We start from the raw sequence: 20407 nt of genomic DNA, 5'->3' as shown, positions 1-20407 counted from the left end.
CGTGAACAGCTTTGGACCAGTCCGTTGGCGTATGTCTGTCGAAACAGCCGCCTGGGTCACGCGTTAGGAGTTGCTGTGTTTCGGCTCACGCAAGGGAGGCTGACGTCAGCTTCAACGAGCTATCTAATTTTCGATGGCAGCCTTCGCCTTCATCAGTATCAACAGGCTTCTTGGATTGCTGATGCGGCGTGGCGCCGGTGGCCGAATGCGATCGATGTTGTCTCGATGCAGTGCACCCTGGCGTTAAGGGCTGGTGCATTGCCTGAGGCCTTTGCTCTGATTGAGCGATCCCTGATTGCGTCGGACTATCGGGCTGTCGATCGGGTTCTTTTTCGCACCGGATCTCGCCCCCGTGATCTCCACCAAAGCGATGAGGTTTTTCGTTGGCTTTCGCATCGTGCCGACCTTGACCTCACCCGGCGCTCCTATGCGCTCGTCGCTGAGGCTTATCTGATTCTTCGCCTAGACAATTCGGCGCGCGCTCAGGAGTTGGTAGCCGCTTTGGAGGGCATCGCAGAGAAGCTGCGCAGCGACGAAGCAACAACCTGTTGTCCGCAGTCAAATCGGCAGAATCTTGGGAAGCTGTATGTGTCGATCAGCAGTGCTCTCTATCACCTCGCTCTTCTTCAGGGGGACATGCTTTTGCTGGCGCGGTGTTGGCAACGCTTGGCTGAATTCAGTCGTGCGATCGACAGGGATCAGATGAATGCTGATGCGTTGTTCCGCATGTCCAGCAACCTCGGGCGCGGTCTTGCCCTTGGCTTTCTGCTCGATCCGCGTGAATACGGAAGGGTTCGCAGTGATGCGTTGACCTTGTTGAACGCTTGGACGACCGCCAACGCTGCAGGGCTCGCCCCGAGGCGACGTGTCAGGGGAAGGACGCCTCAGGAAAACCATCTCCTATTCCTTGAGGCTTTGCAGCAGAGTTGTATGGAGCTTCACCGGGCGGGTGGTTCCGTTACCCCGCAGGCGTGCCGTCAGTGGGCGCGTCTGCTGAATCACTCCTCTGAAGGAAGTCTGAACGACACGATCGCGGCGTTGGTTCAGAGGCAACTCACCGAGCCCGAGCCATGACGGCTGCAGCACATCCGCCCAGGTCGGCACTTCTTTTCATTGATTCGCTCAAAATCGGTGGTGCAGAGCGCGTCACCCTTCAATGGGCCGAATGGCTGTCGGAGGGAGGTTGGAGTGTCACGTTGTTGACCTCAAAGTCTGCCAGCCACGACTTCTATCCAGTCCCCGCTGGTCTCCGCCGCGTGCAGGAGCCTGCCCTGCCAGGTTTGCTGGATCGTGCCTTGTTTTGGCCGTTGAAGCTCTTGCGCTTGCGCAAGCTGCTTCAGCGAGAAGAACCAGATCTCTTGATCGGGATGACGACGTTGCCATCGATCAAGTTGGCGTTGGCTTCGGTCGGTCTGTCGTCATGCCTGGTACTTTCAGAGCGCAACTACCCTCCGGCTCGGCCGCTGGCTTGGCGTTGGCGCCTGTTGCGTCGTTTGGCCTATCCCAGAGCTCATTTGCATTTGGTGCAAACGCAGGGCATTGCTCAGTGGCTCCATCAACGCGGTTTGGCCCGCCGCACAGCGGTTTTACCCAACGCGATTGTTTGGCCGATACCGCGTCTGGCTCCCAGGCTGAATCCGGAGAGTTGCGTTCCGCCGGGCCAGAAGTTGATCCTGGCGGTTGGAACCAAGCTTCATCAGAAAGGCTTTGATCGCTTGGTGGCCGCGTTCGCTGGCTTGCAGGCTGACTTCCCCGATTGGTCGCTGGTGATTCTTGGCATCGACGACGCGCCATATCGCGGCGTCAATCAGGCGGCCCGGCTGCGCGCTCTGATGGGTACCGAGTCCTCACGTTTGATCCTTCCGGGGAACGTCGGCAATGTGGGGGATTGGTACAAGGCCAGTGCCTTGTTTGTTCTCTCATCTCGCTTTGAGGGGTATCCCAATGTGTTGCTCGAGGCGATGGCCTCCGGTCTTCCTTGTCTGGCGGTGGACTGTCCCACCGGCCCTTCGGACCTGATTGATCCAGGATTGAACGGTTGGCTTGTGTCCGAGCAAGTCGCCTCAACCGACATGGAACAACCCTTGCGCCAGGCCTTGGAGGACACAGCTTCGCGCGTGGCCTTTGCGACCAAGGCTCAAGTGGTCCGCCAGCGCAATGCCCCTGAGAGCTTGCGACCTGTGTTTCTCGATTGGATGGGGGCTCTTTGATGCAACAGCCTCTGCTGACGGATTCAGGTCGTGATGATCTGTGGCTGGTGCTGCCGCATCTCGGAGCCGGGGGTGCTCAAAAAGTTGCCTTGATAGCCGCTCGCCATTTCGCTGCTCAGGGTTTGAAGGTGAAGCTGGTAACGCTCATCCCAGGGCATCCTGTGGCCCATGCCCTTCCTGACGGCATCCCTCTGCTTGAACTGGGGGCACCGACCCATCGCTCCTGGTGGGCCCGCGCTGGTCGTTTCAGCCAGGCGCAGCTCGACAAGCTGATCCGCTGGTTGTTTCAGCTGCAGCTGCGATGGCTCGAACGCTGGTTCGCAGCCCGTGTCTGTCCAGGGGGTCGGGGCCTTGCCATGCAGCTTTTTCGTGTGGGATCAGAGGCGACGGCTGGTTTTCGTCTCCGGCAGCTGCGCCGGCAGTTCCGCAGTCAGCTGCCCCATCGGGTTCTGGCCCTGCTCACCCGCACCAACATCACGTGCTGTTGTGCTGCCTGGGACCTTCCCATCCACCTCGTGGTGTCAGAGCGCAACGATCCCTCACTTCAGCTGCTCCCGGAGGTGTGGCAGCGCTTGCGCCCCTTTGCCTATCGCCGCGCGGATGTGGTGACAGCCAACACAGCCGGTGTTCTTTCGGCTCTGGAATCCATGGGGCCCTGGAATCGGCTGGCCTTGCTGCCTAATCCCTTGCCGGGTGCCCCCAGGGCTGGGGCACGTGGAGATCAAGCGAGCGCTGTTGGCTTTATCAGTGTTGCCAGGTTGGTGCCGCAGAAGGGACTGGACGTGTTGATCAATGCCTTGCCAAGGCTGAGCGGAGCCGCAGCGGAATGGCCCGTCACCTTGGTGGGTGATGGGCCCGAGCGCGAGATGTTGCAGCAGCAGGCGCAGGATCTCGGGGTTTCGGGTCGGTTGCGATGCATGGGGTTCCGCTCTGATCCGGAGCGGTTCCTGGCGGAGGCTGCTGTGTTCGTATTGCCCTCCCGTTTTGAAGGCATGCCCAATGCACTCCTGGAGGCCATGGCTGCCGGTCTGGCGGTGATCGTGACGGATGCTTCCCCTGGCCCCTTGGAGGTGGTTGAGCCGGGTGTGAGCGGTTTGGTCGTGCCCAGTGATGATCCGATTGCTCTCGCCGCCGCGATGATGAAGCTGGCCTCGGATCCAGTGAGTTGTCGGCGCATGGGTGCGGCGGCCAGGGAACGCATCGCTTCGTTGGATTGGCCCCAGTTGGAACCGCTTTGGCGGTCGATCCTGGCGTTGTCATGACCGCTCGTGTTCTGGTGTTGGCGCCGACCCGGCGCGCGAGGACGGAAACCTTCGTGCGCGCGAATCTGGCCCGCTTGCCGTTTGCAGTGGAGGCTTGTTTCGGGGATGAGATTCCTTGCCGCGAGCCCCTTAAAGCGCTCTATGGGCTTGCGGTACTGATCAGCAAGGTCTGCACCCGGTTGGGCTGGCTGCGACTGGCCACGCTGCCCGCTTCCATCGTGGCTGTGCTTTTGGTTCGACGTCACCGGCCGGATGTGGTGATGGTGGAGTTCGGCTTTCATGCCGTTCGGGTGATGGAGCTGGCTCGCACGGGAGTCCCCCTGGCGGTTCACTTCCGCGGTGCCGATGCCTCAGCTGAGCGCTATCTGAAGCGTCTCGAGCAGCGCTATCGCCGTTTGTTTCAGCTCACCTCTGCTGTGATCGTCAAGAACCAAATCATGCGGAGCCGTTTGATCGCCCTTGGCGCTCCGCCGGCACAGCTCGTGATTAGTCCATCCGGTGCCGATGAGCAGCGGTTTCAGGGGGCCACTCCTGCTTCCATGCCACCGCGGTTTCTGGCGGTCGGCCGCTTTGTATCCAAAAAAGGTCCGTTGGACACCCTGGAAGCCTTTGCCGTCTTGCGCGGCCTGACTGACCAGGCCGATTCGTGCCGCCTGGTGATGGTGGGTGATGGACCGTTGCTTCCTGTCGTGCAGGAACGGGTGCGCCAGCTCGGCCTTGAGCAGCTGGTTCAGTTCCCTGGCGTGCTTCCACCCGATGCGGTGGTGGAGGAGATGCGGCGCGCGCGGGCGTTTGTGCAGCATTCACGTACAGCGGAGGATGGTGATGAGGAGGGATGCCCGGTCTCCGTGATGGAAGCTCAACTTTGTGGTCTGCCCGTTGTGGCAACCCGCCATGGTGGGATTCCTGACGTGGTTGTGGATCATCAAACCGGTCGGCTGGTGGAGGAAGGCGATCGCCTGGCCATGGCGGAGGCCATGGCCTTGCTGGTGGATCGCCCGGATCTCGCGGCTGCTTGGGGTGCTGCGGGGCACCGTCGGGCTCAGGCTCAATTCACCGTGGCGCATCACGTGGATCAGATCACAATGCTCCTCAACGATTTGATGGGCCACAGCCGATGAGCAGCACGCGTTTGAAGTTGCTGCTGATCCGTGGTCTCGGCCACAGCGGCACGACGATGCTTGATTTGGCCCTGGGGGCGCATCCGCAGATCATTGGCCTGGGTGAGGCGGCGCGAATTTTGGCGACGCCACAGCCTGGTGACGAACATCGCGGGCCCAGTCAACTTCGTGGTGCCCATCGGTTTGAGCGGCGTTGCACCTGTGGTGCCATTGCCGCGGAGTGCCCACTCTGGGGACCTCAGCTCGAGTGGCTGCGCCTGCATGACCAAACGTCGATGCAGAAGAAAGTGCAGCGGCTGCTGACGGGTTCACCCCACGCCGGTGAGGCGGTGTGGCATGTGGACTCGTATCAGGACGATCTGGAGATGACGCGGCTGCCCGAGGCGATGTTTGACATCCGGATCATTCATCTCGTGCGTGATGTGCGCTCCTGGGTTCATTCCCGGGCCCAGGCAGGTCGTAAGGCAGGCCAACGCTTGCCGGCAGCGCGTCAGCTGGCCCGATGGTGGCGTGTCAATGCCAAGTTTGAAAGGGCTTTTCGCCAGTCTCCGTACCCGGTTTTTCGTCTGGGTTATGAGGAATTTGCGCTTCAGCCCCAGCGCAGTTTGCAGTTTCTCTGCGCCTGGTTGTCGATCGATTTCCAGGAGACGATGCTGGCTCCTGGTCTCAACAGCAGCAGCCACATCCTCGCGGGGAACCGGGTGCGTTTCGATGCGGATCGCAGCCGCACGATTGCTTACGACGGTGTCTGGTTGGGGGCGCAAGAACCAACGGCTGCGCATCTCGGCTTGCTCCTGCCTGGCGTTGCCCGGATGAACCGCCGCCTGGTCTATTCCAACAACTTGCTTTGCCGCTGATGGCCTTAGCCCCCCCGCCAGGTCATGGCGGTGGCCCAGTGCTGCTCAACTGCTAGATCCGGACAGCGTTCCTGCACAGCCGTCACCAAAGGGGCGAAGTGCCGGCCCAGGCGCTGCAACAGCTCCGGCGGAACCGAGGTGGTGGCTTGGCTGGCGTTTACCCGGTGGCTCAAATCGGGGATCTGCTCTGGGATGCCGAGATACCGGCATAAATCCTGATGTGCTGCTGGCGTGAACAGGGTTTCGTACAAGCCGATGAAGACCTTCGATTCAGCGAGTCCCCCCCGCAGTGCATCGAGGGTGGCGGGGTAATCGTTCCGAGGAGATTCACGCTTGAACAGCTTGATGCTGGCCTTATCCAGGTGCTCGATTTCATGCGCGGGTGTGAGTAAGCCACGCTTGCGCAGTTGCATGCGCTGCTGCGACAAAAACCGTTCCACTGGGTCGCGCATGATGAACACCGCCCGCGTTTGCACGCCGCGTTGCGCGAAGGCCTGCTGGATGCGCTGATAGCTCTCCGCTTTCAACCCGGCATACGAGGGGGTGATGTCTCCCGTCAGGCAGATCTGGGGTGGCTTGAGCAGTGATGCGAAGTAGTCGAAGTAGCGCTCGGGACGTTCGATGAACCGTGCCCGACGCCAGGTGCGCCACTTCAGCGGTGTGGGGTGCTTGGGCCGGAAGCAAGCAAAGCGTTCCAGCTCGAGAGCATCGAAAACGTGGTACTCCTTCAGAAAGCCGAAATCGGCGTCGCCTCGGCGTTGCAGTTGATCGTGCAGCCAGGAGGTTCCTGCTTTCTGGGCACCAACGCCGAGCAAGAAGGTTGCGTCAGAGGCCAAGACGTTCTGCCGATACAACGTGCATCAGTTGATGTTCAGGGTTGGCATGCCCTTTACCAGATCGTCGATGGCTTTGACCTGAGAGAGAAACGGTTCCAGCTGATCGAGAGGTAAGGCGCTGGGACCATCGCAACGGGCCTGCGCCGGGTCTGGATGAGCTTCCAGGAACAAGCCAGCCAGACCAACCGCCATGCCTGAACGGGCCAGGTCCACCACCTGGGTGCGGCGTCCTCCTGAGGCAGCACCACCTGGATCCCTGCACTGCAATGCATGGGTGACATCAAAGATCAGCGGCAGGTCATCGCAGGTTCGCTTCATCACGCCGAACCCCAGCATGTCCACCACGAGGTTGTCGTAACCGAAGTTGCTTCCTCGCTCGCACAGCAGCAGCTTCTCGTTCCCGCATTCGTAGAATTTGTCCACGATGTTGCGCATCTGTTCTGGGCTGAGGAACTGTGGCTTCTTGATGTTGATCACCGCACCGGTTTCCGCCATGGCGCGGACCAGATCGGTCTGCCTGGCCAGGAAGGCCGGAAGCTGGATGATGTCCGCGACCTTGGCGGCGGCTACGGCTTCCTCCGGACTGTGCACATCAGTGATCACTGGAATGCCATGGGTGTCCTTCACCGCCTGCAGGATTTGCAGCCCTTCCTCGAGGCCGGGGCCGCGGAATGAATGAATGGAAGAGCGGTTGGCTTTGTCGTAAGAGGCCTTGAACACCAGCGGAATGTTCAGCCTCCCGCAGACGTCTTTGTAGTGGCCGGCGCAACGCAGGGCAAAGTCGAGATCCTCGAGAACGTTCACACCACCCAGCAGGACGAAGGGGCGATCGTTCCCGAACGTGATGTCGCCCAACTTGATCTGATGCGCCACAGTTTCAAGCACGTCCATTGATCGGGGAGCCTACCCGCCTTCAATCAATTCGCTTCAGGGCTCCTGGTTGCAAGCCAGCTGGGCTGGCTTACTGGCTCGGAATCTGCTCGCCGTTGATCAACGATGGCGAAAGATCCGTGCGTACTGACGGTTTGGATCCTCTTGATACAGCACGTTGTAGTTGGAGAGATCAATGCCGTATTTGGTTAGTTTCTTGCCCGTGTCGATGTCGACTAAATAATCTCCGGACTGAGGTGTATAAAATTTTCCTTTTCCGATTCCGGCTTTGATGATGTAGCGCCTGGTGTCGATGTCGTAATACACAAGACGGTCGTAGGTGAGGGCTCTCATCTGGTCGGAATGTTTGAACCATCCTTTTGAGTAGATGAGGTTGACTGTTTCTCCATTCTCTTTGGCGCGTTTTGTGATGGCTCTGGCTTCGTTCAAGGTTGTACGCCATGAACGTTGTTTCCAGCTGATCAGTTCTGCGCGTTGTCGAAACGTGGCGGCTTGTCGATCTTCAATGTTTAAAAGCAACAACGTGGTGCCGAGGGCCAAGGCCTGAGCTTGGCGGCTGCTCATGCGCTGTTTCAGTTTCGGTGCTACAAGGCTTTCCCAGATCATCAAAATGTCGAGAACAGCGACAAACTGAATGGGCAGGCTCATGTAGTTGCTGCCTTCCAGGCCTACCAAGGCGTACAGGGCAATTCCATAGGCCAGCGCCGCAAAGTTGAGTCCGTCGAGTGCGGTGACGTTTGTTTGTTTGCGGCCGATTAGCCACAGGCGTGATGCGATGAAGCCCAGGAAGACGATCAGGCGAATGTCGAGTGCCAGCACTGAAAAGCCCAGATGTGCGTCGTAGCGCGGCACATCAGCGGCAAGGCTGGGAAGCGCACTGAGAATCGCAAACGAAGCCAGGAAGAAGAGCGCCAGGCTGGCAATTGCGATTTCCAAGGCATAAGCGTTTATCCATTGGGAGGTTTTGGTCGATCCCCATGTCGGCCGGCTCGGCATGACGCCGAAGCTGCCCGCAACGATCGTGGTGGCTGCAGGGATCACGGCCAGCAGCACTGCGGTGTCTTTGAAGAAAGGAATGAACAGTGCGAACAGCAGCGCGAGTCGGCCGTTGTACAGCCGGCCTGAGCTCAGGTAAACGCTGTAGTGATAGGCGTATAGCGCGAGTAAAAATGTAAGAAATCTCTCGCTGTAAATGAATTGAAAATAGTTGTAAGCGGATGCGCTGGTGAAGAGGAACAGCAGTGTTCCCATCAGGATGAGTGAAGTGCTGGTTCGGTTTTTGCTAACCCGTTCAATCAGCTTGCAGCCCAGGATGATGGTGGCGATGAGTTCAAGAGCGCTCACCAGTGACCAGATCTTGATGTAGGGCGTCACCCAGCTGAGCGCATGAAGATCTTGATGGGAGAGTGGATAGAAGCGAAAGTCGTTTCTCCCCATCGTTTCATTGATCAACTTTTCTCTGAGGCTGAAATTGTTCAGAAGCTGATCGCTGAAGATGTCGTCGTACCAGGTGAGAATCTCCTTGTAGAACCAGCTGCTTTCCTGCACCATCAGCACCACATAGATCGAGAGAACGATCGTGACAACTGGATGTTGTTTGACGAAATCTGTGACTGCGAATGGCCAGGATTTGTGTGGTCTTGGTTTTGTTTCCTGTGCGCTTGCGTTGACAATTGAACGAATCAGTAGTCCGGCGAGAACAGCCAAAACAGCGACAAATCCACCATGGGCGATGGCGTTGTATTGGCTCAGCAGAGACTCCTTTGTCGTGTCTGGAAGCGTGCTGAATCCGTTTGCGCCGTACTGCAGCCAGAGCGCCAGGACCGCGCTGACGATCAATGCGGTGCCAGACAGCGTTGACAGCCAGAAGCTCCAGCGTCGTTCAAAGACAGTTGTTGTCTTTCGCATTGCCTAGCGAATGTCTTTATTGGGTATGGACTTGACCAGCTCGACGACCTTGGTGTGGCGTCCGCCTGAAGTGGCTCCGCTGGGATCTCTGAACTGCAGAGCCTGGGGCAAGTCGAAGATCAGGGGAAGGTCATCGCAGCTGCGTTGGAGGCATCTAAGCACCACTAATCTCCATCCATGAGCTTTTTGGCCGGCCTCAACGACGCCCAACGACGGGCGGTGGACCATCACGAGGGGCCCCTGCTCGTGGTGGCAGGCGCTGGCAGTGGCAAGACGCGCGCCCTCACCCATCGGATCGCTCACTTGATCGGTGAGCACGGTGCCGATCCAGCTCAAATCCTGGCGGTGACGTTTACCAACAAAGCCGCCCGCGAGATGAAGGAGCGGCTTGAGCTGCTCCTGGCGCAGCGTCTGGCCCAGAACCAGTACGGCCAGCCCTGGAGCACATTGCCACCGGTGGATCAGCGCCAGTTGCGTTCACGCATCTACAGGGAGGTGACCAAGGAGTTGTGGATTGGCACCTTTCATGCCCTGTTTGCGCGGATGCTCCGCTACGACATCGACAAGTTCAAGGATGCGGAGGGACTGACCTGGACCAAGCAGTTTTCGATCTACGACGAAGCTGATGCCCAGAGCCTGGTCAAGGAGATCGTCACCCAGGAACTGCAGTTGGATCCCAAGCGGTTCGAGCCGAAAAAGACCCGCTGGGCCATCAGCAATGCCAAGAACCAGGGTTGGCTGCCGGACCAGCTCGAGGCCAATGCCGAAGGCCAGCGGGGCAAGCTCACGGCCGATGTTTATCGGCGTTACCGCAAAGCCTTGGCGGCTAACAACGCTCTTGATTTCGACGATTTGTTGTTGCTGCCGGTTCAGTTGCTCCAGCAGAACGAGCAGGTGCGCAGTTACTGGCATCGTCGCTTTCGCCACGTGCTCGTGGATGAATACCAGGACACCAACCGCACCCAGTACGACCTGATCAAGCTGTTGGTCACCGATGGCAAGGAGCCTCAGGATGTTGAGGACTGGTCCGGTCGTTCTGTCTTCGTGGTCGGTGACGCCGACCAGAGCATTTACAGCTTCCGTGCGGCTGACTTCACGATCCTGATGGGGTTTCAGGACGACTTCGGTGATCAGGCGCCGGATGACAGCACCCAAACGATGGTGAAGCTGGAGGAGAACTATCGCTCCACCGCCACGATCCTCGAGGCAGCCAATGCCCTGATTGCCAACAACAGCGAACGGATCGACAAGGTGCTTCGTCCCACCCGTGGGGAAGGTGAGCTGATCACGCTGACTCGGTGTGACGATGAGATTGCTGAGGCGGAAGCCGTGGTGCATCGCCTGCGCACCATGGAAGCCGCCAACCCAGAGCTGAGTTGGGGCGACATGGCGGTGCTGTACCGCACCAATGCGCAGTCCCGTTCAATCGAGGAATCGCTGGTGCGTTGGGGCATTCCCTACATCGTGGTGGGGGGACTGCGCTTCTACGACCGGCGCGAAATCAAGGATCTACTGGCCTATCTGCGGCTGCTGGTGAATCCGGCCGACACCGTCAGCTTGCTGCGGGTGATCAACGTGCCGAAACGGGGCATCGGCAAGACCACGATTCAGCGCCTCACCGATGCTGCTAATCAACTGGGGATCCCGCTCTGGGATGTGGTGAGTGATCCCGAAGCGGTGCGCTCCCTTGGCGGCCGTTCGTCCAAGGGTCTTCTGCAGTTCTGTGACCTGGTCAATGATCTGAAAGGCCGCAGCCGTGATGTGGCGCCGTCAGAACTGATTCAGCAGGTGATGGAGAAGAGCGGCTACGTCAGCGAGTTGATTGCCGATGGCACCGATGAGGCTGATGAGCGTCGCCGCAATCTTCAGGAACTCGTGAATGCCGCTCTGCAATACCAGGAGGAAAACGATGAGGGCGACCTGGAAGGATTCCTGGCCACGGCGGCCTTGTCCAGTGATGCCGATAGCAAAGACTCCGCTGCCGATCGCGTCACCTTGATGACGCTGCACAGCAGCAAAGGGCTCGAGTTCCCTGTGGTGTGTCTGGTGGGTCTTGAACAGGGTCTGTTCCCCAGTTATCGCTCCCTGGATGACCCGGCCTCGCTGGAGGAGGAGCGCCGGCTTTGTTATGTCGGCATCACCCGCGCCAAGGAACGCCTGTTCCTCTCCCATGCGAGTGAGCGACGTCTCTGGGGTGGCATGCGGGAAGCGGCCGTGCCCTCGGTGTTCCTCTCTGAGCTGCCGGAGGCTTTGATTCAAGGAGACATCCCGCAGACCGGTGGTGCGGCGCTTCGGCGTGAACGCCGCCTCGACCGGCTCACGCGCGTGGACCGTGACAAGCCCTCATCGGCCCCCGCCAATGCCGTGCGTCGCCGTCAGGCTGGCCCCGCCCCCGGCCGCAGTTGGCAGATCGGCGATCAGGTCATCCACGCCAGCTTCGGGGTTGGTGAAATCACCCACACCTTCGGCAGCGGTGAGAAGGTGTCGATCGCGGTCAAGTTTGCGGGGATGGGACCCAAGATCCTGGATCCGCGCCTAGCGCCGATTGAACCCGTGACCACCGCTTAACCTCCTCCCCAGCCATCAACGGACTGTGTCGACCTCCAGCCAGCCGATTCCTATTTTTATCGGCTACGACCCAAGAGAGCGGGCGGCGACCAATGTTCTGATCGATAGCCTTTACCAGAACAGCAGCCTCCCGCTGGCGATCACCCCGCTGGTGACACCCCAGCTGGAGGCCCAGGGGTTGTTCCGGCGCGAAAGGGATCCCAAGCAGAGCACGGCGTTTTCCTTCACCCGATTTCTTGTACCCCATCTGATGGGCTATCAGGGCTGGGCCCTATTTATGGATTGCGACATGCTGTGCCGGGCTGATATCAAGTCGCTCTGGGATCAGCGCGATGATGCTTACGGCGCCATGTGTGTTCAGCACGAGCATGTGCCAGGCGAGACCGTGAAATTTCTCGGTGAGGTGCAGAGCGCCTACCCGAAGAAGAACTGGAGTTCCCTGATGCTGCTCAACTGCAGCCGCTGCACCAAACTCACGCCCGACTACGTGAACACGGCAACAGGGCTTGAGTTGCACCGCTTCCACTGGCTGGAAGGTGACCACGAGATCGGTGCCATCCAAGGCGGTTGGAATCATTTGGTGGATGTGCAGGCTCCGCCGGAGTCCGAGCAGGTCTCCCCGATGCTGCACTGGACCTTGGGCGGTCCCTGGTTTCGCGAACAGCGCACCATGGGTGGGCCACTGGCCGCTGAATGGTTCAGTGCCCGCGACGATGCAATGAAACTCTGGGATTGATGGCGATTCGTAAGTGTGTGGTGGCCGTTCCGGCACGGCTTCAGTCGTCGCGACTGCCCAACAAGGTGTTGGCTGATATCGGCGGCCAACCGATGATCCAGAGGGTTTTGGAACGCTGCCGTCAGGCCCGCAGCGTTGAGGCAGTGGTGCTCTGCACTGATAGCGCCGAGTTGCAGGCCCGCGCTGAGGCGTGGGGGTTTCCGGTGCTGATGACTGCGGAATCCTGTAGTTCCGGCAGCGAGCGCATCGCATCGGTGGCCCACCCCCTCATGGCCCTGGCCTGGGGGGAAGCGGATCCCGTTGCAGCAGAGACGGCCGTGATCAACGTTCAGGGCGATCAACCATTCATTGATCCCGCCGTGATCGACTCGATTGTCGAGGAATTTCGGCGTCAGGATCCGGTGCCCGCGGTGGTAACCCCTGTTTACGGGCTGAAGCCTGAATCGGTTCACAACCCCAATGTCGTCAAGACCCTCTTGGCCCACGACGGCCGCGCCCTTTATTTCTCTCGGTCCGCCATCCCCCACGTGCGCGATGTGGCCGAGGCGGATTGGCATCAGCACACCACCTACTGGGGGCATGTGGGGATGTATGGCTTCCGGGGAGACGTGCTCGCCGCCTGGGATCAGTTGCCTGCCTCCCCGTTGGAGGATCTGGAACGGCTTGAGCAGCTGCGGCTGATCGAGGCCGGCCTCACGATTGCCACCTTCCCGGTGGAGGGCACATCGCTGTCGGTGGACACCGCCGAACAGTTGGAACAGGCCCGGGCCATGGTCTGACTTCAATCGTTGCGGTCTTTCCAGCCGTCGCGGCGCAGGCGTCCCCAGCGGCCACGCCCCTGAAGGATGCGTTCCGCCAGCTCCCGTACGGCCCCATGGCCCCCCCGGCGATCAAGCACCGCGTCGGCACCCTGGCGGACGGGCCGACAGGCGTCGGCAGGGGCGAACAACAGGCTCACCACCGGCCGAACGGCCAGATCGTTGAGGTCATCTCCCACGAAAGCCGTTTGCTCGGTGCTCACTCCCAGTTGGTTCTGTAGGGCGGTGAGGGCGGCAGGCTTGTCCTTGATGCCCACCAGGCAATGCTTGATGCCCAGCTGCCGGGCCCGTACCTCTGTCGCTCCTCCCTGGCCACCACTGAGAAAGGCGATGTGCAGCCCCGCCTGTTGCAGCAGGCGGATTCCCAGGCCATCGCGCACATCAAAGCGTTTGCTCAGCTGCCCCTCGGCGTCGAACCAAAGGCCCCCATCGGTGAGTACACCATCCACATCCAGCACGAGCAGCTGAATTGTTTTCAAGCGGCGCCGCAGCAACCACCACCTCAGCCCGTTCATGCGAGACCGGCCTGCACCAGATCATGCAGGCGCAGCAGGCCTATCAGTTGTTTCTCTTGATTGACGACCGGGAGCACAGAGATGGGTTTGCGTCGGTTGCGCTCCATCTGCTCTAAGGCTTTCACCACCAACACATCTGCCTTGACCGTGATCGGATCGGCGGTCATCAGATCCTTGGCTCTCAGATGGGTCCAGGTTTCAGGGCTGTGATCCTGCAGGGCACGACGCAGATCGCCATCCGTGAGGATGCCGAGCAGGCCTCCGGGGCTGTCGGGATTTTCGACCCAACCACTGCCGATGCCATCGCGCGTCAGGCCGCCGATCACATCGGGTAAGGGGGTCTGGGGCTGGAGGGGGTGCAGTTGATTGGCGGGCACCATCAGGTCGGCTGCCGTGAGGGTCAGCTGCTTGCCCAGGGATCCGGCGGGGTGATTGAGGGCGAAATCTGCCGGTGAAATGCCGCGCCGCTCCATCCAGACCGCCGCCAGGGCATCACCGATGGCCATGGCCACGGCTGTGCTGGCGGTGGGGGCCAGATTCAGGGGGCACACCTCACGGTCCACGCCGGCTTCCAGCACCACGTCACTGCCGCGGGCCAAGGATGAGTCAGCTCGCCCGACGATGGCGATCCGTCCCGTTCCTCGTCGGGTCAGGTGCGGTAGCACCTCTAATAACTCAGTGGTTTCCCCGCTGTTGGAGAGAAGCAGGCAGACGTCCTCGGCTGCCACTACGCCCAGATCGCCGTGGAGCGCGTCTGTGGGATTGAGGAACAGGGCCATGAGCCCAATTGAAGAGAACGTGGCCGCGATTTTGCGGGCCACGATGCCGCTTTTGCCTACACCGGTGATGACTAGCTTGGCCTTGCGATCTGCACAGCGCTCCAGCAGGGCGAGGGCCGCTTCCACTTGGTCGCTGCTCAACCGTTCGGCAGCGGTGGCGATCGCTGAGGCTTCCTCCTGAAGGCAGCGGGTGAGAGCGGACAAGGACGTAATCCGTGATGATCAACCCATTCTCCTGCACGCCACGCAATGGATCTTCCAGGTGTGCCGTCTTCGGTTCTGGAGGCATTGCAGGGCGCTGCGCGATCCCTCGGCATTCCGCGTCTGGCACTGGTTGGTGGGGTCGTGCGGGATCAGTTGCTGCATCAGCGCTGCGGTCGCGCCTGGTCAGGTGTTCCTGATCTGGACTGGGTGGTGGAGGGAGATGCCGCTGCGCTCTTGGAGGAACTGGTCCGCCAGTGCGGTCCTCGTCGCATCACCGATGTTCAAGAGCATGGGGCCTTCGGCACGGTGGCGTTTCAGCTGGATGGGATCCCCCTGGATCTGGCCATGGCGCGACAAGAGCATTACCCAGGCCCCGCGGAGAATCCCGTGGTGCGAGCAGGCACCCTGCAAGCTGACCTCGCGCGCCGGGATTTCACGATCAATGCGATGGCCCGCGATCTGGTGGCCGGTGAGCTGATCGATCTTCACCATGGCCAGGAGGATCTGGCCTCAGGTCAGCTGCGTTTTCTGCATGGGAGCAGCGTGCACGACGATCCCACCCGGGTGATTCGCGCCGCCCGCTACGCAGCGCGGCTGGGTTTCCAGCTTGCTGAGGAGAGCCGTGCGCAGATTTGCAGCACCGTTGCGCAGTGGCCCTGGCCCTGGGCTTCGGGCGATGCGGTGTTGTCGGCACCGCCGGCCTTGGCCAGTCGACTGCGGATGGAGCTGGAGCGGCTGCTGGAGCGGGAACCCTGGGCGGCTGCTCTTGATCTGCTGGCGGAGTGGCAGGCACTGCCGCTGTTGGATCCGCAACTTCAGCAGGATCCACACCGCATCGAGCGGCTGCGCTGGGCTCGACGTCTGGGCCTCCCCTTGATGCCGGCGTTGCTCTTGGGAGCAGCGGACCCAGTCGCGGTGGCGCAAAGGCTGCAAATTCCTGGCAAGCAACAGCAATGGCTGCAGCAGTGTGGGGCTATTAGCGACTGGCTGGCCGACACCCCCCCGGCTTTGCAGGCCAGCCCGTCGATCTGGTCGACGGCCCTTGAAGATCAGGGTTGGCAGCCGGAGGCGGTGGCGCTGGCTGTGACCCTCCGGCCAAGGCAATGGAAACCGCTGCTGCGCTGGTGGGGCCGCTGGCGCAGGATTCAGGCGCGGCAGACGGCGCGCGACCTGATCGCCGCTGGTTGGCAGCCGGGCCCGGCGATCGGTGCAGAGTTGCGTAGGCAGCGCAGCGCAGCCCAGGACAGCAGCCGATGAAACGCAGCTGGCTTCTGCTGGTGGTGGCTGTTTGCCTGGCCTTTGGCCTGCGGGCCTTGTTGTTGATCGATGCCACGGCGCTCTGGAGCGATGAGCTCTACAGCGTTGGCAAGAGCTTTCAGCCCAGCTTCAGCAGCCTGCTGGCGATGCTGCGGGAGGACACCCATCCCCCGGCCTACTACGGCCTGCTTTGGCTGTGGGGGCATCTGGTTGGCCAGAGCCCGGTCAGCCTTCGCCTGCTGTCCTGGTTGGCTTATCTGGCGGGTGGCCTGGTCATGGTCCGTCAGGCGATGGCCCTTGGCCGGGAGGACATCAGGTCCAGGGTGGCGGCGGTGGCAGCGCTGCTGGTCTTCTGCAGCCCCTATCCGATCCGGTTCGCGATCGAGGGCAAGAGTTATGCCGTGCTGGTGCTGCTGGTGGCGCTTGCCTGGTGGTGGCGCCGTTCGGCTCGGCCGTTTGCCTATGGCGCTGTGGCTGGGCTGGCCGGACTAACCCATTTTTATGGGTTGTTTCTGGTGTTGTCGGCCGCGGCTTGGGATGGCTGGCAGCGTCGCTGGACCGTTGCCGCTGCCGCCTTGATTGGCGCCCTCCCAGGCTTGGCTTGGATGGCCTACGCCGCGGACTACCTGTTCAGCTCCCGGGCCGGCAGCTGGATCGGTGCACCGGATTACGCGTTGCTTGAAGAGACCTTGGCTCGCGGCCTCGGCCTCTGGCCGCTGCCCAAGTTGGCCTTGATTCTGCTGTTGCTGGTTGCTCTGCGGAGCTGGGGAGGGCTGCGCCGTTTGCCGTGGCCAGAGTCGGCTTTGCTCGATCAAAGCGGTCTGATGCCGTCATTGCTGATGGTGCTCGGAGTTGTTGCTGTGTCGTTTGTGAAACCGATGGCCTTCAGCCGTTACTTCGTCGTGCTGCTGCCGGCTGTGGTGCCCGTCCTGGCGGCGCAGATCGGTGGTTTGGAGCTCAATCGCTTTGGCCGTGGCTGTGGTCTTGTTGTGCTGGGGCTGATGTTGGCCAGCTGGTGGGGGCCGGGGTTCAGCGAGCTCGATGCCGGCGTCGGCGGTGTGCGGGAACAGGACCAGTTCCGTCTGATCAGCCAGCGCACTAGTGGGCTGGCTGATCGCTACAGCCCCCGCGAGCGTCTGTTCAACCTCAGCGACCGGATGGAGGCGGCGATGGGTCGGATCCCTTCGCCTTCAGCGCCATGGGGGGGAAAGGCGGATCTCAAGCAACGGCTGCAGGAGCAGGATCAGCCGCAGCAGATCTGGTTGGCTAGCAGCGGGCCGCCACCGGCCATGGCGCGCAAGCTCAAACCCCTGGAATCGCAGCTTGAGCAGGCGGGGTTTCACTGTGAACCGCAAGCCATTGACCTCACCCATGCGCGGCTGCTGCGCTGCCGATCTGAAGCCATGGGCCGTTCTGAGTGAGCTGTGCTGCGGCTTCGCTGCTGCAGGCCAGCAGCAGGGGGCCACAGGTTTGGGGGTCCACCAGCAGCTCCAGCAGGGCCGCTGAAGGGTGCTGCTCCAGCTGAACGGGGCCCTCCAACCACCGCCAGGCGGTCCGGTTGGAAGGAGCCAGTGTGCTGGAAACGCCGCGTTCGAACAGCTCCAGGGCTCCGGCGTAGGCAGGGATCGCAGGGCCGTCCAGATGGATCGTGAGTCCTGGTTTGTTCTGGAGCATCTCGCCCAGATGCCCGAGCAGGCCGAAACCGGTGATGTCGGTGCAGGCGTGAATGTCCTTCCGGACCGGCTCCACCTGCTGAAGCAGCGTGTGCTGGCTGCACGCCATGCCCCGCAGCGCAGCATCCAGATCAGGAGCTTTCGTGGCGCCGCTCATGGCCCCTGCAAACAGCACACCGGTCCCCAGGGGGCGACTGATTAGCAGGGCATCACCTGGCCGCAGCCCTGATTTCAGCCAGGGCGGTTTGCTGCTGCTGCCGTTCACCGTGAGGGTGACCTGTACCCCGAGGCTTGCCGGCAAGGGTGCGGCGCTGCGCGACTCCATCGTGTGTCCACCGATCAGCTCGGCGCCCTGTTCATCCAGAACCGAGCGGATGCCGGCGAGGGTCTGCACCAGCAGCTCCTGCTGATCGTTGGCCGGGATCATCGGCAGCGTGATCGTTGCCATAGCGCTAGAGACCTCAGCACCGCAAGCCCATAGATCAGAGCAGGCATGCAGGGCCGTCAGACGGCCGTTAAGCCAGGGGTCACTCACTAGGGCCGGAAAGCCATCCATGCTTTGCAGCAGCTCTTGATTGCCAGGGAGAAGAGCGGCGTCTTCCGGCTGCCCCCCCAGCCCTACCCGTTCCAGGGCTGCGCCTAGGGGTTGTGCGGGCAACTTGGCTGCGCAACCCCGGCAGGCCATCGGAGCCGCATCGGGCATCGTCGGCGGTCGCTGAAAGCCGGCCATGAAGGCGCGGTCGATGCGTTGCTTCAGGCGCCAAATCAGGGGGGATGGCCCCAGCCGCCAGCTCCCCCATCGCGCCCAAGCGGCATCCTCATGACTGCCGATCAGCTGCAGCGCTTCACGTTGTGGCTGCCAGGGACGAAGTGGTTGGCCCTGGCAAGCTGCTTCCAAATTGGTGGCCAAGGGGCGCCCGGCTCGCACTGCCCACACCCCCGATGCCGGGCGGGGCGCTGCGCTGATGACGGCACAGTCCCCGCTGGCGAACAGTGATGGATGTCCTTCCACCCTCAAGCAGCGATCCGTGCGGATACGGCTATCGGGATCCACGGGCAGACCGGACGTCGCGAGCCATGCCGGTCCCTGACTTCCCGTGCAGATCAGGCTGGGTCCGCTGTGGTGGCTGTCGTCGTTCACCAAGGCGATGCGTGCTTGTTGCAGCACCTGTTGGAGGGCTGGATCCAGTTGTCCGCTGCGCTGTTGCAGCTGAAGTGCCCTCTGCGGCCAGCGGCGTCGCAGCGCCAGAACGACTTCCAGGCCGGCGGCTCCCGCCCCGATCACCCGCAGGGGCCGAGGGTCGTTCGCCTCTTCGCTCTTCAGAAAGGCGAGTGAGGCTTCTAATGGCTTGATCGGAATCCCCATAGCGCTCGGTCGGCTTACGGCGCCCACATCCAGGCTGAGCCAATCGAAGTGGAGTTCGGGCCGGTCACGAAGCCTCAGACAGTTCTGTTGAGGCGTTAGTCCGGTGATTTCCGCTCTCAAGAAAGCCACTCCGGCCCGATCGCAGAGCTGGCGCAGGTCAATGGCGAGTTCGTTGGGGCTGTAGATCCCAGCAATCAGGCCCGGCACCATCCCCGAGTACAGCGCTGTGCTGGTGCGGTTCACCAGCACGATGTTTTGCTTTGGCCGCTGTTCCGGCTGCATGGCCCAGCGTTTCAGCACAAGGGCATGGCTGTGCCCTCCGCCGGCCAAGACCAGCAGGCCGCCTGTGCTCATGTGGGGCCTCGGTATCCGGATGGATTGGCCTGTTGCCAGGCCCAGCCATCGCGGCACATCTCCTCCAGTGTTCGTCGGGCACTCCAGCCGAGCACGTCCTGGGCCTTCTTGGGGCAGGCCTCCAGGCGGGGCACATCGCCGGCGCGACGCTCCACAACCTCGTACGGAATGGTGAGCCCAGTGGCGGCCTCAAACCCTTGCACCACCTCCAAAACGCTGAGCCCACGGCCCGTGCCGATATTGAGGGTCAGGGAGTAAGGGGTTGGCTGCTGAAGCAGGTGCTCGAGTGCCTTTCCATGGGCCTCGGCCAAGTCCATCACGTGTAAATAGTCGCGGATCCCCGTCCCGTCGGGTGTTGGGTAGTCCTGGCCAAAGATGCGCAGCTGTTCACGGCGGCCGGCGGCCACCTGGGTGATGAAGGGGAACAGGTTGTTGGGAATGCCCATGGGGTCCTCCCCGATCTGGCCGCTCGGATGAGCTCCTACAGGATTGAAGTAGCGCAAGGAAGCCACCCGCCATGGTCTAGAGCGGCAGAGGGCGCTGAGCATCTGTTCCACGGCCACTTTGGTCTGGGCATAGGGATGCACTGGAGCGGTTGGCATGTCTTCCCGCAGCGGGAAGGTGTCTGGCTCTCCGTACGAGGTTGAGGTGCTGCTGAAAACTAGGGTTCGGCAGCCGTGAGTTTGCATAGCTGCCGCAAGAATCCGGCTGCCATTGACGTTCACATCCCAGTAGCGCAGCGGATCTTGCACGGATTCGCCCACGGCCTTGAGTCCGGCGAAATGAATCACGCCATCCACAGCCCCGGCAGCGCGGAAGGCCTGATCCACAGCGCTGGGGTCGCGCACATCTCCCTTCACCAGAGTCAGCTGGCTCGACCCCGCCAGTTCCTGCACACGACGCAGTGCTTCAGGACTGCTGTTGTCGAAGTTGTCTAGGACCACAAGCTCGTGGCCCTGCTCCAGCAGCACAACGGAGGTGTGACTTCCAATGAAGCCTGCACCGCCGGTAATGAGGAAGCGCCGGCCCATATCTTCAGTCCCTTTGATCAG

The 20407-nt window shown here is 61.4% G+C and carries 18 protein-coding genes; 11 read left to right on the top strand and 7 right to left on the bottom strand.

Going from position 1 to position 20407, the window contains the following annotated elements; translation table 11 throughout:
- Positions 1-225 precede the first annotated feature (225 nt).
- The 5 genes from DXY30_RS08555 to DXY30_RS08535 are packed head-to-tail and all read left to right on the top strand — an operon-like array spanning position 226 to position 5450.
- A complete protein-coding gene (locus DXY30_RS08555; protein WP_137006828.1) occupies positions 226-1074 on the top strand; it encodes a hypothetical protein in 849 nt (282 codons plus the stop codon).
- Positions 1071-2210, top strand: a complete 1140-nt coding sequence (locus DXY30_RS08550) for a glycosyltransferase (protein ID WP_115094476.1) — start codon at positions 1071-1073, stop codon at positions 2208-2210. The genes DXY30_RS08555 and DXY30_RS08550 overlap by 4 nt, the downstream gene beginning before the upstream one ends.
- Entirely contained in the window at positions 2210-3472 is a 1263-nt protein-coding gene (locus tag DXY30_RS08545) for a glycosyltransferase (RefSeq protein ID WP_115094954.1), read from the top strand. Before DXY30_RS08550 ends, DXY30_RS08545 begins: the two co-directional genes overlap by 1 nt.
- Positions 3469-4593: a glycosyltransferase gene (locus DXY30_RS08540; protein ID WP_115094475.1), complete on the top strand. Its 1125-nt coding sequence runs from the start codon at positions 3469-3471 to the stop codon at positions 4591-4593. Before DXY30_RS08545 ends, DXY30_RS08540 begins: the two co-directional genes overlap by 4 nt.
- Positions 4590-5450, top strand: coding sequence for a sulfotransferase (locus tag DXY30_RS08535; protein ID WP_115094474.1), 861 nt, complete (start codon positions 4590-4592; stop codon positions 5448-5450). The genes DXY30_RS08540 and DXY30_RS08535 overlap by 4 nt, the downstream gene beginning before the upstream one ends.
- A 5-nt stretch (positions 5451-5455) precedes the next feature.
- On the opposite strand, the gene DXY30_RS08530 is transcribed toward DXY30_RS08535, so the two are convergent.
- The 3 genes from DXY30_RS08530 to DXY30_RS08520 form a co-directional block, all read right to left on the bottom strand.
- Positions 5456-6286 carry a sulfotransferase family protein gene (locus DXY30_RS08530; protein WP_115094953.1) on the bottom strand — a complete coding sequence of 277 codons (831 nt, stop codon included), beginning with the start codon at positions 6284-6286 and terminating at the stop codon, positions 5456-5458.
- Between the two features lie 24 nt (positions 6287-6310).
- Positions 6311-7177 (bottom strand): 3-deoxy-8-phosphooctulonate synthase, encoded by an 867-nt coding sequence (gene kdsA, locus DXY30_RS08525; RefSeq protein WP_115094473.1) that lies wholly within the window; start codon positions 7175-7177, stop codon positions 6311-6313.
- Positions 7178-7276: 99 nt separating this feature from the next.
- Positions 7277-8521 carry a hypothetical protein gene (locus DXY30_RS08520; RefSeq protein WP_137006827.1) on the bottom strand — a complete coding sequence of 415 codons (1245 nt, stop codon included), beginning with the start codon at positions 8519-8521 and terminating at the stop codon, positions 7277-7279.
- A gap of 42 nt (positions 8522-8563) precedes the next feature.
- Between DXY30_RS08520 and DXY30_RS13635 the strand changes: the two genes are divergently transcribed.
- The 4 genes from DXY30_RS13635 (at position 8564) to kdsB (ending at position 13168) form a co-directional block, all read left to right on the top strand.
- Complete coding sequence (locus DXY30_RS13635; RefSeq protein ID WP_137006826.1) at positions 8564-8854, top strand: hypothetical protein; 291 nt, start codon at positions 8564-8566, stop codon at positions 8852-8854.
- A gap of 408 nt (positions 8855-9262) precedes the next feature.
- On the top strand, positions 9263-11653 hold the full coding sequence (locus DXY30_RS08515) for a UvrD-helicase domain-containing protein (protein ID WP_115094471.1): 2391 nt from the start codon (positions 9263-9265) through the stop codon (positions 11651-11653).
- Between the two features lie 25 nt (positions 11654-11678).
- Entirely contained in the window at positions 11679-12389 is a 711-nt protein-coding gene (locus DXY30_RS08510) for a hypothetical protein (protein ID WP_115094470.1), read from the top strand.
- The gene (gene kdsB / locus DXY30_RS08505; RefSeq protein WP_115094469.1) at positions 12389-13168 is read left to right on the top strand and encodes a 3-deoxy-manno-octulosonate cytidylyltransferase; all 780 of its coding nucleotides are present in this window, start codon (positions 12389-12391) and stop codon (positions 13166-13168) included. Before DXY30_RS08510 ends, kdsB begins: the two co-directional genes overlap by 1 nt.
- A 2-nt stretch (positions 13169-13170) precedes the next feature.
- Here kdsB and DXY30_RS08500 read toward each other — a convergent pair whose 3' ends face one another.
- Positions 13171-13722, bottom strand: a complete 552-nt coding sequence (locus DXY30_RS08500; protein ID WP_115094468.1) for an HAD family hydrolase — start codon at positions 13720-13722, stop codon at positions 13171-13173.
- The gene (locus DXY30_RS08495) at positions 13719-14705 is read right to left on the bottom strand and encodes an SIS domain-containing protein (protein WP_115094467.1); all 987 of its coding nucleotides are present in this window, start codon (positions 14703-14705) and stop codon (positions 13719-13721) included. Before DXY30_RS08495 ends, DXY30_RS08500 begins: the two co-directional genes overlap by 4 nt.
- Before the next feature lie 45 nt (positions 14706-14750).
- Here DXY30_RS08495 and DXY30_RS08490 point away from each other — a divergent pair, with 45 nt between their 5' ends.
- A complete protein-coding gene (locus DXY30_RS08490; protein ID WP_115094466.1) occupies positions 14751-15962 on the top strand; it encodes a CCA tRNA nucleotidyltransferase in 1212 nt (403 codons plus the stop codon).
- Positions 15959-17383 carry a hypothetical protein gene (locus tag DXY30_RS08485; RefSeq protein WP_115094465.1) on the top strand — a complete coding sequence of 475 codons (1425 nt, stop codon included), beginning with the start codon at positions 15959-15961 and terminating at the stop codon, positions 17381-17383. The genes DXY30_RS08490 and DXY30_RS08485 overlap by 4 nt, the downstream gene beginning before the upstream one ends.
- Here DXY30_RS08485 and selD read toward each other — a convergent pair.
- Positions 17328-19355: a selenide, water dikinase SelD gene (gene selD / locus DXY30_RS08480; protein ID WP_115094464.1), complete on the bottom strand. Its 2028-nt coding sequence runs from the start codon at positions 19353-19355 to the stop codon at positions 17328-17330. The genes DXY30_RS08485 and selD overlap by 56 nt on opposite strands.
- Positions 19352-20386: a UDP-glucose 4-epimerase GalE gene (gene galE, locus DXY30_RS08475; RefSeq protein WP_115094952.1), complete on the bottom strand. Its 1035-nt coding sequence runs from the start codon at positions 20384-20386 to the stop codon at positions 19352-19354. The genes selD and galE overlap by 4 nt, the downstream gene beginning before the upstream one ends.
- Between the last annotated feature and the right edge of the window lie 21 nt (positions 20387-20407).

Source organism: Synechococcus sp. UW106 (assembly GCF_900474015.1).
Classification (GTDB): Bacteria; Cyanobacteriota; Cyanobacteriia; order PCC-6307; family Cyanobiaceae; genus Parasynechococcus.
This window is presented reverse-complemented; position numbering and strand designations above follow the sequence as displayed.

Bases quoted from the DNA above. Each gene is read 5' to 3' on its own strand.
- DXY30_RS08555 (WP_137006828.1), top strand. From the start codon at position 226: ATGCAGTGCACCCTGGCGTTAAGGGCTGGTGCATTGCCTGAGGCCTTT.
- DXY30_RS08550 (WP_115094476.1), top strand. From the start codon at position 1,071: ATGACGGCTGCAGCACATCCGCCCAGGTCGGCACTTCTTTTCATTGAT.
- DXY30_RS08545 (WP_115094954.1), top strand. From the start codon at position 2,210: ATGCAACAGCCTCTGCTGACGGATTCAGGTCGTGATGATCTGTGGCTG.
- DXY30_RS08540 (WP_115094475.1), top strand. From the start codon at position 3,469: ATGACCGCTCGTGTTCTGGTGTTGGCGCCGACCCGGCGCGCGAGGACG.
- DXY30_RS08535 (WP_115094474.1), top strand. From the start codon at position 4,590: ATGAGCAGCACGCGTTTGAAGTTGCTGCTGATCCGTGGTCTCGGCCAC.
- kdsA (WP_115094473.1), bottom strand. From the start codon at position 7,177: ATGGACGTGCTTGAAACTGTGGCGCATCAGATCAAGTTGGGCGACATC.
- DXY30_RS13635 (WP_137006826.1), top strand. From the start codon at position 8,564: ATGAAGATCTTGATGGGAGAGTGGATAGAAGCGAAAGTCGTTTCTCCC.
- DXY30_RS08515 (WP_115094471.1), top strand. From the start codon at position 9,263: ATGAGCTTTTTGGCCGGCCTCAACGACGCCCAACGACGGGCGGTGGAC.
- kdsB (WP_115094469.1), top strand. From the start codon at position 12,389: ATGGCGATTCGTAAGTGTGTGGTGGCCGTTCCGGCACGGCTTCAGTCG.
- DXY30_RS08500 (WP_115094468.1), bottom strand. From the start codon at position 13,722: ATGAACGGGCTGAGGTGGTGGTTGCTGCGGCGCCGCTTGAAAACAATT.
- DXY30_RS08490 (WP_115094466.1), top strand. From the start codon at position 14,751: ATGGATCTTCCAGGTGTGCCGTCTTCGGTTCTGGAGGCATTGCAGGGC.
- DXY30_RS08485 (WP_115094465.1), top strand. From the start codon at position 15,959: ATGAAACGCAGCTGGCTTCTGCTGGTGGTGGCTGTTTGCCTGGCCTTT.
- selD (WP_115094464.1), bottom strand. From the start codon at position 19,355: ATGAGCACAGGCGGCCTGCTGGTCTTGGCCGGCGGAGGGCACAGCCAT.
- galE (WP_115094952.1), bottom strand. From the start codon at position 20,386: ATGGGCCGGCGCTTCCTCATTACCGGCGGTGCAGGCTTCATTGGAAGT.